Below are 15,579 nucleotides of genomic sequence, written 5' to 3' on the forward strand. Positions count from 1 at the left end.
CACGGAGGCAGAAGCCCCGTCAGCTGTTGCTGCCGTATTTGACGGCAGTGATCGTCACCATTCCATATTCGGTTGGAATGCGCACATAGACAGGAGCGTATACATTTGCCGCGTCCGACTTGGCAAACCAGATTTCCATGCGGTTGCTCTTGCTGAGATAGTCAATATCCTTGCGGCCCTTCTTGTAGCCCGAGCGCGGCACGAAGCGCACGCCGCAGACAATAGCCTTGCCTTTGAAGCCATTAGTCGAAAAATCCTCGTCGCCCTTCGGCGACAGCACCAGATCCATGCGCGTCTCGCCGTCGAAGATCGGCAGCGTCTGCGAGCAGACCTTGGTATCGCCGGTGAACACTAGGCCGGAGATCGGATCGAGCACCGAGCGCATGTCGCGCGGCGTGACGTCGATCCAGTTCTTCGGACGCTTCGGCATCGGTGTCGTCGTCGCCGAGATGATGTTGCCGTTGCGGTAGCTGACCTCGTAGACGCGGGCCTTCCTCTTGCCGCTCTTGTAGTAGAGCGAATATTTCAAGGCCTGCAGCCTGTTCTTGCGCACGACGCCGGTGACGCTGGTCCTGGCCGAAATCGTCGTGACGAGATCGGCAAGACCGGCGGAATTGATGTCGCCGGCGATCTTGTAGCTGTGATCGTCCTCGATCTGCGTCAGGAACGCGGCGCGCGCGATCGGCAGCCCGGCGAGCGCCACCCGGTATTCCGTCCGATGCTGGATTTCGGCGGCCGATGCCGGTATGGCAAGAAGTGCGGCGATGGCCGAAATGAAAATCCGTCTGCCCGAATGAGCCATGGAAAAAAGCCTTGTCTTGCTGCGCGCTGGCAGGCCCTTGCTGAGCGCTCTATACTCCTGCCGTGAAGGGAAGAAAACAGCAGCTTTTTGACAGAATTGCGGGAAAGGCCAAGGTTTGGCTTGACGCGAGCAGCCTGTCTGACTATAGAACCGCAACTTTCCAATCATGCCCGTTGGATTGCGCGCCTGGCTTTGCCGGGAATAGCAATTCGATGGCCCGAGAAAAACAAGAATAGGTGTTCCATGTCCCGCGTGTGCGAATTGACCGGCAAGGCCGTCCTGACTGGTAACAATGTCAGCCATGCCAACAACAAGACCAAGCGCCGGTTCCTGCCGAACCTGTGCCAGGTAACGCTGATTTCCGACGCTCTCAACCAGCGTTATCGTCTTCGCGTTTCGGCTGCCGCTCTTCGCTCCGTCGAGCATCGTGGCGGCCTCGATGCCTTCCTGCTGAAGGCCAGCGAAAACGAACTGTCGATGCGCGCGCGCCTGCTGCGCCGTCAGATCGCCAAGAAGACCGCTGAAGCCGCTGCTGCGTAAGCTTCTGCCCTTCTTTCATACGGCTTCAAAAGGCTTGAACGGATAATACCGGACAAGCCTTTTGCTTTGCCGGTTTGCTCCTCCAACTGGTGGCATCACCCAGGATAAAAAAATGCTGAAGACCCGCTATACCATCGCCTATGTCGCGCTGATGACGCTCGTCGTCGTCGCCTCCAACTTCCTCGTCCAGTTTCCGCTGAACGCCGAAGTCGCCGGCATCAACCTTGCCGACATCCTGACCTGGGGCGCTTTCTCCTATCCGATCGCCTTCCTGATCACCGATCTGACCAACCGCCAGTTCGGCCCGCAGGCAGCCCGCAAGGTCGTCTTTGCCGGCTTCGTCGTCGGCGTGACGCTCTCCTTCTTCACCTCGGTGCCGCGCATCGCCATCGCCTCCGGCTCGGCCTATCTCGCCGGCCAACTGCTCGATATCGCCGTCTTCAACCGCCTTCGCCGCCAGGCCTGGTGGCGCGCGCCGCTGGTCGGCTCGCTGATCGGCTCGGCGCTCGATACGGTGATGTTCTTCTCGCTGTCCTTCGCCGCATTCTTCGTCTTCCTCGGCCCGAACGATCCCTTCGCGCTGGAAGCAGCCCCCGTCCTCGGCGTCTTGGCCACCGAGGCTCCGCGCTGGATTTCCTGGGCGATCGGCGATTTCGCCGTGAAGATGATCGTCGGCCTCGTCATGCTGCTGCCTTATGGCGCGCTGATGAGTGTGCTGCGGCCGATGCAGGCTGCTCGCGCCAGCTAATTGAAGTTACAGACGCCGCCGGACCGCGCCGGCGGCGATGGCCGGATGCAGCAGCATCTCTGCCGTCAGATCGTCGATACCTAGCGATGAATCGAGCCGCAGCACCGGCGCTGTCTGTGTTTCCAGCCATTGCTCATGTGCCGCAAGGCTGCGGCGTTCGGGACCGGCCGTATCGTAGCTGGCCGCCCATTCCAGGAATTCCCCGCTTTTAACTTCCATGTCGCCGCCGGGCCCGATCCTGTTTCCGTATCGGGCAATCTCCCGCGCAAGGATGCGCGCCATTCGAAGTTCCGGGTCGATCCTGAGGAACACGATCAGATCGTAGAGCGGCTCAATCGGCCTTCCCCATTTGAGCGCCGATCCGGAGAGAATCTAGCCTTCGTGCCGCGCCACCTCATCGAGGAGCAGCCCAATGCGCTCGTCGGCATCCCTCGGCATCGTGAACGGCGGATCGGTCGGCAACCAGAAGAAATCGTCGGTGTCGAGATGGGCGATATCGAGCTTTTCGGCAAGCGCACGGCCGAGCGATGTCGTGCCGGAACCGGACGCGCCCATGACATGGATATGCACCATGAATTTCCCTCCGAAGGCTGCTTTCCCGATGCCGCGGGGGATAGCCGAGGCATATGACATCAGTCTGACGCCTAGAGCATGTCGCGCAAAAGTGTGCAGCGGTTTTGCGACAACGACATGCGTAAAAACAAAGACCTAGGGCGCGACAAGCGAATCTGAAAGATCGCGACGCGCTTTAGAGCGCCGTGCGTCCTTTCGGACGCACAAAGGACGCTCTAACATTTTGAATCTAGGCATCGTGCTTTCCGAAAATCGATTCCGATTTTCGGGCCGATGGCTAGAATCAATTCCGCTTCCGGGAATTCGGCGCTGACCACGCGGCCTCTTCCGAAAGCCGAAATTCCAGCATCAGATTGCGCTGCAGGATCGAATGATTGTCGTCCGACACCAGAATGATATGGGTCGTGCCGTCGGCGGCTTGGAAAGCATCGAGCCCTTCCATATTGTCGATCTGCGAGTTGAAATTACCTTCCAGCAGCAATTCGCCGTCAACGACGGCGCCGGGCCTGATGTCGGCGCCCTTGATGCGCCGAAGACGCATACCGATGCCTTCGGCCATGTTGAAGCGGCGCTCCAGCAGCAGCAGGTCGCCGTTCGGCAGGAAGGCACCGTCGGTGATGTCGAAGCTGCCGTCCCGCTTAACCGAGAAACGGCCTTTCAGCGGCCCGCTGAGAATGGCTGCCAACCGATTGCCGTCACTGTCGAGACCGCGTTCGGAGACGATGACCACGCCGCCCCGCAGCGGGCTGGATGCCGGCGCCACGGTGATGGTTTCGATGCCGCGGTTGTCGTCCAGCATCTTTCGCGGGATGAGGATCGGCAGGGCGGCGATCGCTCCCGAGCCGGCAAAGCCAGGATCGGGATAGACATCGACGCGATGAGCCTGCTCGAAGGAGACCAGGATCCGGTCGCCATCGAGCGCCAGGCCCTCGGCATCCATATGTCCCTTGCCTTCGAAGCTCACCCCGGCACCGTTCTTCATCGGCGTGATCTCGACATCCGAAAGGCCGGAAAGCCTGCCCTTGACGTCGCGCTCGATGCTGCCGGTCAGCCACTGGCCGGTATCGAGCACGACGACGAAATGTTTTTGGTCCGGCCGGAAACGGATGGAGGAGAGCGAGCCGAATAGCGCTCTGCTGGAGACCATTTCCAGCCCGCCGAGAAATTCCAGCGAACCGAATTGCGTCTCCGAAGAGCCACTCCTGAAATCGGAGATTTGCCGGCTAATGACCAGCACGTCGTCGCCGGCCCATGACGAGGAAGCGCCGGCTGCGATGCAGAGAGCGATCGACGCCGCACGGCAGAGGCGCTTGACCATCATTCTTCCAGCGGCGTCAGCCGGCACGGCGTATCCGGCCGCCGCGCGGCTGGACGGATTGGTCTTCGAACAACGAGGCAAGCTGCTCGGTCATCGCACCGGCAAGCTCGTCCGCATCGACGATCGTCACGGCGCGGCGATAGTAGCGCGTCACGTCGTGGCCGATGCCGATCGCCAGCAGTTCGACAGGCGAGCGCGTCTCGATCTGTTCGATGACGGCGCGCAGGTGCCGCTCGAGATAATTGCCCGGATTGACCGACAGCGTCGAATCGTCCACCGGCGCGCCGTCCGAGATCATCATCAGGATGCGGCGCTGCTCGCGGCGCGCGAGCAGGCGATTATGCGCCCAGATCAGCGCCTCGCCGTCGATATTTTCCTTGAGCAGGCCCTCGCGCATCATCAGCCCGAGATTGGCGCGCGCGCGCCGCCACGGCGCGTCGGCCGACTTGTAGATGATGTGACGCAGGTCGTTGAGGCGGCCTGGCGTCTGCGGCTTGCCGCCGGCAAGCCAGCTTTCGCGTGCCTGCCCGCCCTTCCAGGCTTTGGTCGTAAAGCCCAGGATCTCGACCTTGACGCCGCAGCGCTCCAGCGTGCGGGCGAGAATGTCGGCGCAGGTGGCGGCAACCGTGATCGGCCGGCCGCGCATCGAGCCGGAATTGTCGATGAGCAGGGTGACGACGGTATCGCGGAACTGGGTGTCGCGCTCCATCTTGAAGGAGAGCGCCTGCATCGGATCGATGATGATACGCTGCAGCCGGGCCGGATCGAGATAGCCCTCTTCCAGGTCGAAATCCCAGGAGCGGTTCTGCTGCGCCATCAGCCGGCGCTGCAGCCGGTTGGCGAGACGACCGACCGCACCTTGCAGATGCGCCAGCTGCTTGTCGAGGAAGGCGCGCAGGCGCTCCAGTTCGGCGGTGTCGCAAAGCTCCTCGGCGGTGATGATCTCGTCGAACTCTTCGGTAAAGACGTGATAATCGACCTTTTCGTTGAAATCGGCGAAAGGCGTATTCGGCCGGCGGGTCTCGCCCGGCGTTTCCGAATCGTCCTCACCCTCTTCCATCATGTCGTCGTCGGAGATTTCGGCGCCTTCGGTCTCGCCTTCCTCCATCTGCTCGTCGGCGACTTCACTGTCCTCGACGGGGGCGGCATCGGTGCCGGCATCCTCGTCGACCTCGTCCTGGTCCTGTTCGTCGCCGCTTGGCTGGTCTTCCTGCTCCGACTGGTCGTCATTGTCGGCGTCGCTGTCGTCGTCGCCGTACTCCTCGGCCATTTCCATGGCCGACAGCATGTTGCGGATGACCTTGGCGAAGGCCTGCTGGTCGTTGATCGCGTTCGACAGGTTGTCGAGTTCAGGCCCTGCCTTGTCCTCGATGAAGCCGCGCCAGAGATCAAGCACCTTGCCGGCAGAGGCCGGCGGGCGGTGGCCGGTCAGCTTTTCGCGCACCATCATCGCAACCGCTTCGCCGACCGGTGCGTCTTCCTGGCGCTCGATGCCGGTGAAATTCGCCTTGGAATATTTCTCTTCCGTCATGGAGCGCAGGTTCGACGCCATGCCCTCCATGCGCAGCGCGCCGATCGATTCGACGCGCGCCTGCTCGACCACGTCGAAGATCGCCCGGGCGTCCGAGCCCTGCGGCGCCATCGTCGCATGCACCTTCTCGTCATGGCAGGCGAGCCGCAGCGCCATCGAATCGCCGAGACCACGGGTGACCGCCAGCTCATGCGCTGTCGGCCGCTTGGAAAGTTCCGGCAGCCGAATGCGCTCGCCGGTCATCCCCGGCCGTTCATTGGCGAAGGTCACCTCGACATCGCCGTCGCCGGCGATCGAGCGCACGCAGCCGGTTATGGCCCGGCGCAATGGCTCGACGTCGACAGGCGCGCCGGGCTTTGCTTTCGAATTGTCACCGCGAGCTGCCATGATCGGTCGGTCTCAAGCCCCGAGAACGATGTTGGCGGCACTTTCCTTCAGCTCGACGCCGAAGGCGCGCTGATAGTGCTCAGCGACCAACGGGCGTTCCAACTCATCGCACTTGTTGAGGAAGGTGACGCGGAAGGCGAAGGCGAGATCGCCGAAGATCTCAGCGTTTTCGGCCCAGGTGATGACCGTGCGCGGGCTCATGACGGTCGAGAGATCACCGTTCATGAAAGCAGCGCGCGTCAGGTCGGCGACGCGCACCATCTTCGAAACCGTCTCGCGGCCGTTCTTGTCATTGCCGAAGCTCTTCACCTTGGCGGCGACGATATTCACTTCGTGATCATGCGGCAGGTAGTTCAGCGTGGTGACGATCGACCAGCGGTCCATCTGCGCCTGGTTGATCTGCTGCGTGCCGTGATAGAGGCCGGTCGTGTCACCGAGGCCGATCGTGTTCGCAGTCGCAAACAGGCGGAAGGCCGGGTGCGGCCGAATGACGCGGCTCTGGTCGAGCAACGTCAGGCGGCCGGAGGATTCGAGCACGCGCTGGATGACGAACATCACATCGGGGCGACCGGCATCATATTCGTCGAAAACCAGCGCGACATTGTGCTGGTAGGCCCAGGGCAGGATGCCGTCCTTGAACTCGGTGATCTGCAGCCCGTCCTTGACGACGATCGCATCCTTGCCGACGAGATCGATACGGCTGACATGGCTGTCGAGGTTGATGCGCACGCAAGGCCAGTTGAGCCGCGCCGCCACCTGCTCGATATGCGAGGACTTGCCCGTGCCGTGATAACCGGAAATCATCACGCGGCGGTTATGGGCGAAGCCTGCGAGAATGGCGAGCGTCGTGTCGCGGTCGAACAGGTAGTCGGTATCGAGGTCCGGCACATAGGCGTCGCCCTTGCTGTAGGCGGGAACGCGGATGTCGGAATCGATGCCGAAGGCCTCGCGAACCGAAACGGTGGTATCGGGCAGTTCGGAAATATCAAGGTCGATCTTGCTCATCATGTCTCCAAGGCGGGTGATGCCACCCGGCCATACTGTCTCAGGCCATGTCGCAACCGTGACGCCGCGTTTTTTTATTCCGCGCCCGTCCAGGTCGGAACGTCGGCGATGCTTCTCCGGGACTGAAACGAAACCTCGGCGGGATAATGACCGCGTGCGAGCATTCTTGAAAGAGTCCCGGACAAGAAACGCCGCGTCCGGAAGGTCGGCGGAGGCGATGTCGGGAAAACGCACAAATATGAGCCGCGTTTGCCTGCGGCCTCAGCCGATTTGGACCATACCCGATTGAAGCCCAAGAGCAAGGACGGGAATTAACAAAAACCGTTCTGCTTCAACAATTGATAGGCCTGGATGACGGCGCGGAAACGCTCCTCCGAGCCGCGGTCGCCGCCATTGGCATCCGGATGGTGTTTCTTCACCAGTTCCTTGTAGCGGCTCTTGATCTCCGCCGACGTCGCATTGGCGTCGAGGCCCATCGTTTCGAAGGCCTTGGTTTCGAGCGATTTCAGCTTGCGCGCCTGCGGAAAACGCGGCCCGCTGCCCTTGCCGCCTTCCTTGACGAAGCCGAAGGGATCGCGAACACGCGTATAGGCGCCGGAGCGGATCTCCGAATGCAGCGGACTGTCTTTTGCCGCCTTGTTGACGCCGACCGTCCATGTCGGCCGGTGACCGGTGATCGCCTCTTTCTGGTAACGCGCGATCTCGCCGTCCGAAAGACCGGAGAAATAATTGTAGCCCTTGTTGTATTCCTTGACGTGCTCGAAGCAGAACAAAAAGAACTGGCCTTCCGCATTGCGGCCGACGGGAGCGCGATGCGCCCCCTTCTTGTCGCACCCGTCCCACTGACAGGTAGGCGGCGCCTGCTCTGTCTCTGGCTCGCGTTTGCGGCGTGTTCGGATGCGATCGAAATATTTGGAATCAAGTCTCATGACGGCGCTAATTATGGGGCTGTCGCGAAGCGACAACAAGAATTGACAAACAGGAATGTTGCTGGCTTGGTAGGTACCCTTTTCGCGAACCAGCAAGACCGGATGATGACCCTGCGAACCCGCATCGAAGAAAAACTTGTCGAAGCCTTCGCGCCCGAACGCGTAAGCGTCATCGACGAAAGCCATCTGCATGCCGGCCACCAGCCTGATATCACCGGCACCGGCGAAACCCATATGCGAGTGAGGATCGTTTCCGGAAAATTCTCCGGCATGTCGCGGCTGGCGCGCCACCGGGCGATCACCGACCTGTTGAAACCGGAGCTCGATGCCGGCCTGCATGCGCTGGCGGTCGAACCGGCAGCACCCGGCGAACCGACCCGCTGGTAGCGGCACCAAAGCCTATATAGGCATTGGCGGCCCGCAATCCTACAGCGCCGCGCGTCTTTTCAGACGCGCAAAAGGACGCTGTAACAATTTGAATGACTGGAATCAGCTGGGCTTTGCGCCGTCTTCCCCGGCCGGGCGGATGCGCAGCTTGGTGATGCGGTTCTTCTCCCGCTTCATGACGACGAAACGCTTGCCGTAGAAAGTGAAGGCCTGACGCTCTTCCGGGATGGTCATCGATTCATGGATGACGAGGCCGGCGATCGTCGTCGCCTCCTCGTCGGGCAGGTTCCAGTCGAGCGCCCGGTTCAGGTCGCGGATCGGCACGCCGCCGTCGACGACGACGGAACCGTCGGCCTCCTGACGCACGCCCTGTATCTCGATATCGTGCTCGTCGGAAATGTCGCCGACGATTTCCTCGAGAATATCCTCCAGCGTGACGATGCCCTGCACCTCGCCATATTCGTCGACGACGACGGCGAAATGCTGCTTGCGCCGCAGGAAGGCGTTGAGCTGGTCCTCGAGGTTGGTGCTGTCGGGTACGAACCACGGCTTCTGCGCGATCTTCCCGATATCGAGGTACTGCGGCTCCATGTTCGGCTCGGCAAGCGCCCGCAGCAGATCCTTGGCGTGGACGACGCCGATGATGTTGTCGATCGTGCCGCGCCACAACGGCATGCGCGTATAGGGGCTTTCAAGGATGACGCGCACCACCGCTTCCGGCGGATCGTCGGCGTTGATCGCCCGCATCGCGGTGCGGTGGACCATGATGTCGGACAATTCCAGCTCGCTGAGATCGAGCACGCCGCCGAGCCGGTCGCGGTCGGCCTTCACCACCGATCCCTCGCGGTGCAGCAGATCGACGGCGCCGCGCAGCTCCTCATGCGCCGTCAGCATCGATGTCTCTCGTGAGAGATTGATGCCGAACAGTGAAAGAATCTGCCGCACGATCGCATTGACGAAGGAGGAAACCGGGCCGACGACGGCAACGAAGAGCTTGGCCGGCAGCGCGATGGTGAGTGCGAAGCGCTCAGGCGCCGAAATCGCCCAGCTTTTCGGCAGCACTTCCGCGAAGATGACCAGTATGACGGTCATTGCAAGCGTCGCAAGCGCCACGCCGGAACTGCCGAACAGCCCGAGGAAGAGGCTGGTGGCGATCGAGGAGGACAGGATGTTAGCGAGATTGTTGCCGATGAGCAGCGCGCCGATCAGTCGGTCGCGCCGCTCGATCAGCTGCCGGACGAGGCCGGCGCGTTCGTCGCCGTTGACCTCGAGCGTATGGACACGGCTGCGCGAAACGGCGGTCAACGCAGTTTCGGAGCCGGAAAAGAAGGCGGACATGAGCACCAGCGCCGTGATCGAAAGGATCTCCGGCCAGTATGTCGCAAGAAATGCCAGAGCGCCTTCGACCGACATCAGGCGTGTTTTTCCCGGAGAAAGCTGATCACTTCGGACGCCGGAACGTCGTCGGCGACGAAGGACTGGCCGATGCCGCGCGTCAGGATGAAGGTGAGCTTGCCGCTCTTGACCTTCTTGTCCTGGGCGATCGCGTCCATCAGCGTTTCGGCTGGGGGCAGTTCGCCCGGAATGTCGGACATGCGGGTCGGCAGGCCGACCTCCTTCAGATGCCGCTCGACGCGGCGCGCATCGTCGGGGCTTGCAAGGTTCATCCGTGCGGAGAATTCATGCGCCAGCACCATGCCGATCGAAACGCCCTCGCCATGCACGAGGCGGGAGCTGTCATAGGCGGTCGCCGCTTCCAGCGCATGACCGAAGGTATGGCCGAGATTGAGCAGCGCCCGCTGACCGTTCTCGCGCTCGTCGGCAACGACGACATCGGCCTTCGCCTGGCAGCTCGCAGCAATCGCCTCGATGCGCGCGGAGCCGCCGGTAAAAACCGCCTTCCAGTTCGCTTCCAGCCAGGCAAAGAAATCCGGCTTGTCGATCAGCCCGTATTTCGCGACCTCGGCGTACCCTGCGCGGAATTCGCGCGCGCTCAGCGAATTCAGCACGTCCGTATCGGCCAGAACCAGATCCGGCTGATGGAAGACGCCGATCAGATTCTTGCCGTGGCGGGAATTGATGCCGGTCTTGCCGCCGACGGAGGAATCGACCTGCGACAGAAGCGAGGTCGGCACCTGGACGAAGCGCACGCCGCGGCGGACGATGCCGGCCGCAAATCCCGAAAGATCGCCGATGACGCCGCCACCGAGCGCGATGACGTAATCGTTGCGCTCGACGCGGGCTTCGAGCACCTTGTCGCAGGCCGTCATCAGATGTTCGAAGCTCTTGGTCTTCTCGCCGGCCGGCAGGACGACCTCAGCCGAAACGATACCCGCTTCATCCAGACTTGCGACGAGCGCCTTGAGATAGAGCGGAGCGACATTTTCGTCGGTGACAACAGCCGCCTTGCGGCCCTTGAGCCGGGAGGCGATCTCGGCGCCGGCCTGCGCAATCAACCCCGGCCCGATCAGGATGTCGTAGGCGCGCTCGCCGAGCGGCACATGCACCGTTCGGATGGCGGAGGCGGAGGTTATCGCATTCATGACGCTGCACTTTCCTTCTGAGCTTCGATCACGGCCTTTAAGACCTCGTCGGCCATGATTTCCTTGCGCACGTCGCGCGAAAGCACGGTGAGATCGGCCTGCGCGTAGATCGGATAACGCGCATTCATCAGGCCCTCGAGCGTCTGCTTCGGATTTTCGGTCTTGAGCAGCGGCCGCGTGTCGCGCTTGGCGACCCGGTCCCACAGCACGTCGAGATCGGCCTTCAGCCAGACGGAAAGGCCGCCCTTCTTGATATGCTTGCGCGTCCGGTCGTTGATGAAGGCGCCGCCTCCGGTGGAGACGACACGCGGCCCGCTCTTCAGCAGCCGCTTGATCACCCGCGCTTCCAGCGCCCGGAACTCCTGCTCGCCATAGGCGGCGAAAAGCTCGGCGATCGTCATGCGCGACACCCGCTCGATCTCGAGATCACTGTCGATGAAGGGAATGGCGAGCTGGCTGGCGACGATGCGCCCGACAGAGGATTTGCCGGCGCCCATCAGGCCGACAAGGATGAGATTGCGTGAACCGAGCGCGGCGCGAGCTCTGTCTTTCAAGCTGTCAGCAACGGTCAGCAGTGGTTCACTCATCGGTCCATTCACACTTTGTTTGCAAACCGTATCGACAAATGCAGGTGTAGCGTCAAGTCGCAGGCAAGGGAATCATGGCTTGAATACCGCTTCTTGCACTTGCAGATAGGCTTCTTATAACAGAAGCGAGCATGAAGGAGTTACCTGATGCCGACCCTGTTCCGTTTCCTGTTCGTCTGCGCGATCCTCGCCGGGACGGTCTACGGAGCGATGCTGGCGCTTGTGACCTTCGTGGAGCCGCAGCAGCGCGACGTCACGATCCGCATTCCGTCCGAGCGGGTCAATCCGCCCGCGACGGGCACGATCGACACGACCAGGAAGTGACCGGCATGGTGGATCTCGGCCGCGTCCATGTGGAATCCTTCCTGGAGATGATGAGCGCCGAACGGGGTGCTGCCGCCAATACGCTGCAATCCTATGAGCGCGATCTCGACGACGTCCGCTCCTTCCTGACGGAGCGCAGCATACGGCTCACCGAAGCCGCCTCCGCCGATCTCGCCGCCTATCTCTCCTCGCTCGCCCGAAAGGGCTTCAAACCCTCGTCCCAGGCGCGCCGGCTTGCCGCCATGCGGCAGTTCTACAAGTTCCTCTATGCCGAGGGCCTGAGGACCGACGACCCCACAGGCATACTCGACGCGCCGAAGAAGGGCCGTCCGCTGCCGAAGACGATGGGCGTCGAAGAGGTCGGCAGGCTGCTTTCGCAAGCGGAGGCCGAGGCAGAGGATGCGGCTCCAGGCCAGCTGCAGCGCCTGCGCATGCTGGCGCTGCTGGAACTGCTCTATGCCACCGGAATGCGTGTCAGCGAACTCGTTTCGCTTCCCGCCCGCGTGCTCGATCAGGAGGGCCGTTTCCTGATGATCCGCGGCAAGGGCAACAAGGAGCGGCTGGTGCCGCTGTCGCAATCGGCGATATCAGCCCTGAAATCCTACGGGCGCCTGCTGGCGGCCGAAAATGCAGCGGCGAAGGAACCGCAGGAAAGCCCCTGGCTGTTTCCCGCCGCCTCGAAGGAGGGATACCTGCCGCGCCAGGTTTTCGCCCGCGACCTCAAGAACCTGGCGATCCGCGCCGGCCTGACGCCGTCGCTGATCTCGCCGCATGTCATGCGTCACGCCTTTGCCAGCCACCTGCTGGCCAACGGCGCCGATCTGCGTGTCGTGCAGGAACTCCTCGGCCATTCGGACATTTCGACCACGCAGATCTACACACATGTCCTCGAAGAGAGGCTGCAGCAGCTTGTCCAGACGCATCACCCCCTTGCCAAACAGGCGAAAAAGCACGAATAGGACCGGCGACATGGGGCGGAGCCAGGAAAACGCCCCGGGCACAAGGAACGGAAACGCACCTCATGCACAATTATCTCGACTTCGAAAAGCCGATCTCCGACCTCGAAGGCAAGATCATCGAGCTGAAGAAGCTCGCAACGGAAGACGAGAGCATCGACACTACCGATGAGATCGGCCGGCTGGAGGTTCGCGTCCGCGAGGCGATCGTCGAAATCTATTCCAAGCTCAATCCCTGGCAGAAGACGCAGGTCGCCCGCCATCCGCAGCGCCCGCATTTCGTCGATTACGCCAAGACGCTGTTCCAGGAATTCACGCTGCTCGCCGGCGACCGCAAATTTTCCGAGGATGCCGCGATCCAGGCGGGCCTTGCCCGTTTCCGCGGCCAGCCGGTCGCCGTCATCGGCCAGGAAAAGGGCAACGACACCAAGAGCCGCCTGAAGCACAATTTCGGCAGCCCGCGCCCGGAAGGCTACCGCAAGGCGATCCGCATTCTTGAAATGGCCGATCGTTTCGGCCTGCCGGTGATTTCGCTGGTGGATACGGCAGGCGCCTATCCCGGCGTCGGCGCCGAAGAGCGCGGCCAGGCCGAGGCGATCGCCCGCTCGACGGAAATGTGTCTCGGCGTCAAGGTTCCGCTGGTCTCCGTCGTCATCGGCGAAGGCGGCTCGGGCGGCGCCATCGCCATCGCCACCGGCAATAAGGTCTACATGCTCGAGCATTCGATCTACAGCGTCATCTCACCGGAAGGGGCCGCCTCCATCCTCTGGCGCGATTCCACCCGCGCCCGGGAAGCGGCGACCAACATGAAGATCACCGCCGAGGACCTGAAAACGCTCGGCGTCATCGACGGCATCATTTCCGAGCCGCTCGGCGGCGCGCATCGCGATCCCGACAGCGTGATAGCCGCAACCGGTGACGTGATCGCCAATGCTCTGGCCGAAATGGCATCCCGCTCCGGCGAGCAGCTGCGCAACGACCGCCGCCAGAAATTCCTCGCCATGGGCCGCAATCTCTAACGGACATTCGGCTCTTCGCCGATTGGGGCCAAATCTTGGCCACATTGATGTTATCTGTAGCATTCGCGCTTGCGGGGATATTCCAGGCACGTCATAGGCTGGTAAGGATTTATAAAGTATAAGCCGCCTATGATTCCTTCTGATGCCCGGATTCCATAGGCGGACCGGGTCGCATTATCTTTATGGGCTAGTTTGGATGCGCATACGTCATTTTGCCTATATTTCCCTCATGGCGCTGGCTCTGTCCGGCTGCAATGACGCGTTGGAAACCGCGCAGGTCGATCTTTCCAAGGTCAAGAACAAGGTCGAGCAGCCGCTTCCCAGCCATATCCTCGCGCAGATGTCCGCCAAGGGCATGGACCGCAATTCGCCGATCATGATCCGCATCTTCAAGGAAGAAGGTGCCATGGAGATCTGGAAGGCGAAGACCGACAACCGTTTCGACAAGATCGCCGATTACAAAATCTGCGCCTGGTCCGGCCGTCTCGGTCCGAAGGTAAAGACCGGCGACCGGCAGGCGCCGGAAGGTTTCTACGACCTGACGCGCGCCAACCTGAACCCCAATTCCAAATATTATCTGGCGATCAACACCGGCTTCCCGAACCGCTACGACGCGGCGAACGGCCGCACCGGTTCCGATCTGATGATCCACGGCGCCTGCTCGTCCTCCGGCTGCTATTCGATGACCGACCAGCAGGTGCTGGAGATCTACGCGTTTGCCCGCGACGCTTTCAAGGGCGGCCAGGCGACGGTGCAGCTGCAGGCTTTCCCATTCCGTATGACGGCGGAAAACATGGTCAAGCATCGCCTCGACAGCAGTTACGACTTCTGGAAGATGCTGAAGGTCGGCTACGACAATTTCGAAGTGACGAAGCGCCCGCCTGAGGTGAATGTCTGCGAGAAGAAATACGTCTTCAATCAGCAGGCAACCGACGGCGGCACCTTCAACGCCGCCGGCAAGTGCCCTGCTATGTCGACGCCGCCGGCACTGACGGCCGCCCTCGCCTCCTACGGCAAGAGCTACGATACCGATTATGCCAAGGCGATGAGCAAATTTGACGGCATGGCCTGGTACGATCCCACGGAAGCCGAGCGCAAGGCCGTGGTCGCCAAGCTGCGCAAGGGCCGCGAACTTGCTTACGCCCCGACCGGCACCTCGCTGGAAGCCGGCCGCATGGTCAAGGTCGCCGAACTCGAAGACATGATGGCCAAGCGCACCGCGCAGGGCCTCGCCGCCAAGTCCGCGCCGGGCGCCACGCCTGCAGCACCTACCCAGCCGCCGGCAATGGCAGTCGCGGCCGCGACACCTGCGGTCGTGCCGGTGCCGATGCAGAACCCGCTGGCCTTTGCGGCGCCCGAACCGCAGGAAACGGCGGAAGCCACGGCAAAGAAGCCGTTCTGGAAATTCTGGGCGAGGAACTGAACGGCTTGAACCCCGTTCTCTACGATCTTCGCGGCCTGAAATGCCCATTCCCCGTGATCAAGACACGCAAGAAGCTCGCCGCCATGGCGAGCGGCACGCTCATTCGCGTCGACACCACCGATCCGCTGGCCGTGATCGATATGCCGCATTTCTGCAATGAGGACGGCCACGAACTGGTCGAGACGGAAAAGACCGAAAGCGGCCACCGCTTCCTGATCCGCAAGCGCTGAAGCGCGTCGCGCAAAACTGATGACGAGATGCGTAAAAACATAGACCTGAAACGCGATGAGCAAATCTGAAAGATCGCGATACGCTTAGGTATCCGACCCTAGATTTTTGCGGTGCACATCTCTGCCAACCCAAGGCATGGGACTAGCGATCCGCCGAGCACGTCAGTGTAAATAGACCAAGCCACCGCGAAAAATTCATCATACAACTACACAGCTTTTGTATGTTGACATTATACTTTACAGGTTCTAGCCATAGTGAGCCGGTCGGAGGAACGGC

16 protein-coding genes and 1 pseudogene are annotated in these 15,579 nt (G+C 61.7%); 8 read left to right on the forward strand and 9 right to left on the reverse strand.

The genetic code is table 11. The features are described 5' to 3' along the window. Nucleotides 1-19 precede the first annotated feature (19 nt). Nucleotides 20-802: a DUF3108 domain-containing protein gene (locus tag B5P46_RS29775; RefSeq protein ID WP_129421888.1), complete on the reverse strand. Its 783-nt coding sequence runs from the start codon at nucleotides 800-802 to the stop codon at nucleotides 20-22. A gap of 243 nt (nucleotides 803-1,045) precedes the next feature. Between B5P46_RS29775 and rpmB the strand changes: the two genes are divergently transcribed. Next, the gene (rpmB, locus tag B5P46_RS29780; protein WP_018243798.1) at nucleotides 1,046-1,342 is read left to right on the forward strand and encodes a 50S ribosomal protein L28; all 297 of its coding nucleotides are present in this window, start codon (nucleotides 1,046-1,048) and stop codon (nucleotides 1,340-1,342) included. Between the two features lie 112 nt (nucleotides 1,343-1,454). Next, entirely contained in the window at nucleotides 1,455-2,090 is a 636-nt protein-coding gene (locus tag B5P46_RS29785; RefSeq protein WP_129421889.1) for a VUT family protein, read from the forward strand. A gap of 6 nt (nucleotides 2,091-2,096) precedes the next feature. Here the strand turns inward: B5P46_RS29785 and B5P46_RS29790 are convergent. The 5 genes and pseudogenes from B5P46_RS29790 to B5P46_RS29815 all read right to left on the reverse strand — a co-directional run bounded on the left by B5P46_RS29790 (nucleotide 2,097) and on the right by B5P46_RS29815 (nucleotide 7,833). Continuing rightward, nucleotides 2,097-2,663: pseudogene (locus B5P46_RS29790) on the reverse strand (adenylate kinase). Nucleotides 2,664-2,946: 283 nt separating this feature from the next. Further along, nucleotides 2,947-3,984: an esterase-like activity of phytase family protein gene (locus tag B5P46_RS29800; RefSeq protein WP_129421890.1), complete on the reverse strand. Its 1,038-nt coding sequence runs from the start codon at nucleotides 3,982-3,984 to the stop codon at nucleotides 2,947-2,949. A gap of 13 nt (nucleotides 3,985-3,997) precedes the next feature. Continuing rightward, nucleotides 3,998-5,899, reverse strand: coding sequence for a cobaltochelatase subunit CobT (cobT, locus tag B5P46_RS29805; protein ID WP_129421891.1), 1,902 nt, complete (start codon nucleotides 5,897-5,899; stop codon nucleotides 3,998-4,000). A gap of 12 nt (nucleotides 5,900-5,911) precedes the next feature. Next, a complete protein-coding gene (cobS, locus tag B5P46_RS29810; RefSeq protein ID WP_027682639.1) occupies nucleotides 5,912-6,904 on the reverse strand; it encodes a cobaltochelatase subunit CobS in 993 nt (330 codons plus the stop codon). Between the two features lie 311 nt (nucleotides 6,905-7,215). Next, nucleotides 7,216-7,833 carry a J domain-containing protein gene (locus B5P46_RS29815; protein ID WP_011653732.1) on the reverse strand — a complete coding sequence of 206 codons (618 nt, stop codon included), beginning with the start codon at nucleotides 7,831-7,833 and terminating at the stop codon, nucleotides 7,216-7,218. Nucleotides 7,834-7,935: 102 nt separating this feature from the next. Here B5P46_RS29815 and B5P46_RS29820 point away from each other — a divergent pair, with 102 nt between their 5' ends. Then, nucleotides 7,936-8,220 (forward strand): BolA family protein, encoded by a 285-nt coding sequence (locus B5P46_RS29820; protein ID WP_206735427.1) that lies wholly within the window; start codon nucleotides 7,936-7,938, stop codon nucleotides 8,218-8,220. Between the two features lie 102 nt (nucleotides 8,221-8,322). Here the strand turns inward: B5P46_RS29820 and B5P46_RS29825 are convergent, their stop codons facing one another. Genes B5P46_RS29825 through B5P46_RS29835 form a run of 3 tightly spaced genes read right to left on the reverse strand, consistent with a single transcriptional unit; the run spans nucleotide 8,323 to nucleotide 11,350 of the window. Next, nucleotides 8,323-9,633, reverse strand: coding sequence for an HlyC/CorC family transporter (locus B5P46_RS29825; protein ID WP_129421892.1), 1,311 nt, complete (start codon nucleotides 9,631-9,633; stop codon nucleotides 8,323-8,325). Further along, entirely contained in the window at nucleotides 9,633-10,763 is a 1,131-nt protein-coding gene (gene aroB, locus B5P46_RS29830) for a 3-dehydroquinate synthase (protein ID WP_129421893.1), read from the reverse strand. Before aroB ends, B5P46_RS29825 begins: the two co-directional genes overlap by 1 nt. Beyond that, nucleotides 10,760-11,350 carry a shikimate kinase gene (locus B5P46_RS29835; protein ID WP_065281446.1) on the reverse strand — a complete coding sequence of 197 codons (591 nt, stop codon included), beginning with the start codon at nucleotides 11,348-11,350 and terminating at the stop codon, nucleotides 10,760-10,762. The genes aroB and B5P46_RS29835 overlap by 4 nt, the downstream gene beginning before the upstream one ends. A 147-nt stretch (nucleotides 11,351-11,497) precedes the next feature. Between B5P46_RS29835 and B5P46_RS29840 the strand changes: the two genes are divergently transcribed. The 5 genes from B5P46_RS29840 (at nucleotide 11,498) to B5P46_RS29860 (ending at nucleotide 15,302) form a co-directional block, all read left to right on the forward strand. Then, complete coding sequence (locus B5P46_RS29840; protein WP_027666815.1) at nucleotides 11,498-11,674, forward strand: hypothetical protein; 177 nt, start codon at nucleotides 11,498-11,500, stop codon at nucleotides 11,672-11,674. Between the two features lie 5 nt (nucleotides 11,675-11,679). Further along, nucleotides 11,680-12,633: a site-specific tyrosine recombinase XerD gene (gene xerD / locus B5P46_RS29845; protein ID WP_129421894.1), complete on the forward strand. Its 954-nt coding sequence runs from the start codon at nucleotides 11,680-11,682 to the stop codon at nucleotides 12,631-12,633. A gap of 62 nt (nucleotides 12,634-12,695) precedes the next feature. Then, nucleotides 12,696-13,649, forward strand: coding sequence for an acetyl-CoA carboxylase carboxyltransferase subunit alpha (locus tag B5P46_RS29850; RefSeq protein ID WP_129421895.1), 954 nt, complete (start codon nucleotides 12,696-12,698; stop codon nucleotides 13,647-13,649). Between the two features lie 196 nt (nucleotides 13,650-13,845). Next, nucleotides 13,846-15,072, forward strand: a complete 1,227-nt coding sequence (locus B5P46_RS29855; protein ID WP_129421896.1) for a L,D-transpeptidase family protein — start codon at nucleotides 13,846-13,848, stop codon at nucleotides 15,070-15,072. Between the two features lie 5 nt (nucleotides 15,073-15,077). Beyond that, nucleotides 15,078-15,302, forward strand: coding sequence for a sulfurtransferase TusA family protein (locus tag B5P46_RS29860; RefSeq protein ID WP_011653739.1), 225 nt, complete (start codon nucleotides 15,078-15,080; stop codon nucleotides 15,300-15,302). Nucleotides 15,303-15,579 lie beyond the last annotated feature (277 nt).

This window comes from Rhizobium leguminosarum, assembly GCF_004123835.1.
In the GTDB taxonomy this organism is placed as follows: Bacteria; Pseudomonadota; Alphaproteobacteria; order Rhizobiales; family Rhizobiaceae; genus Rhizobium; species Rhizobium leguminosarum_M.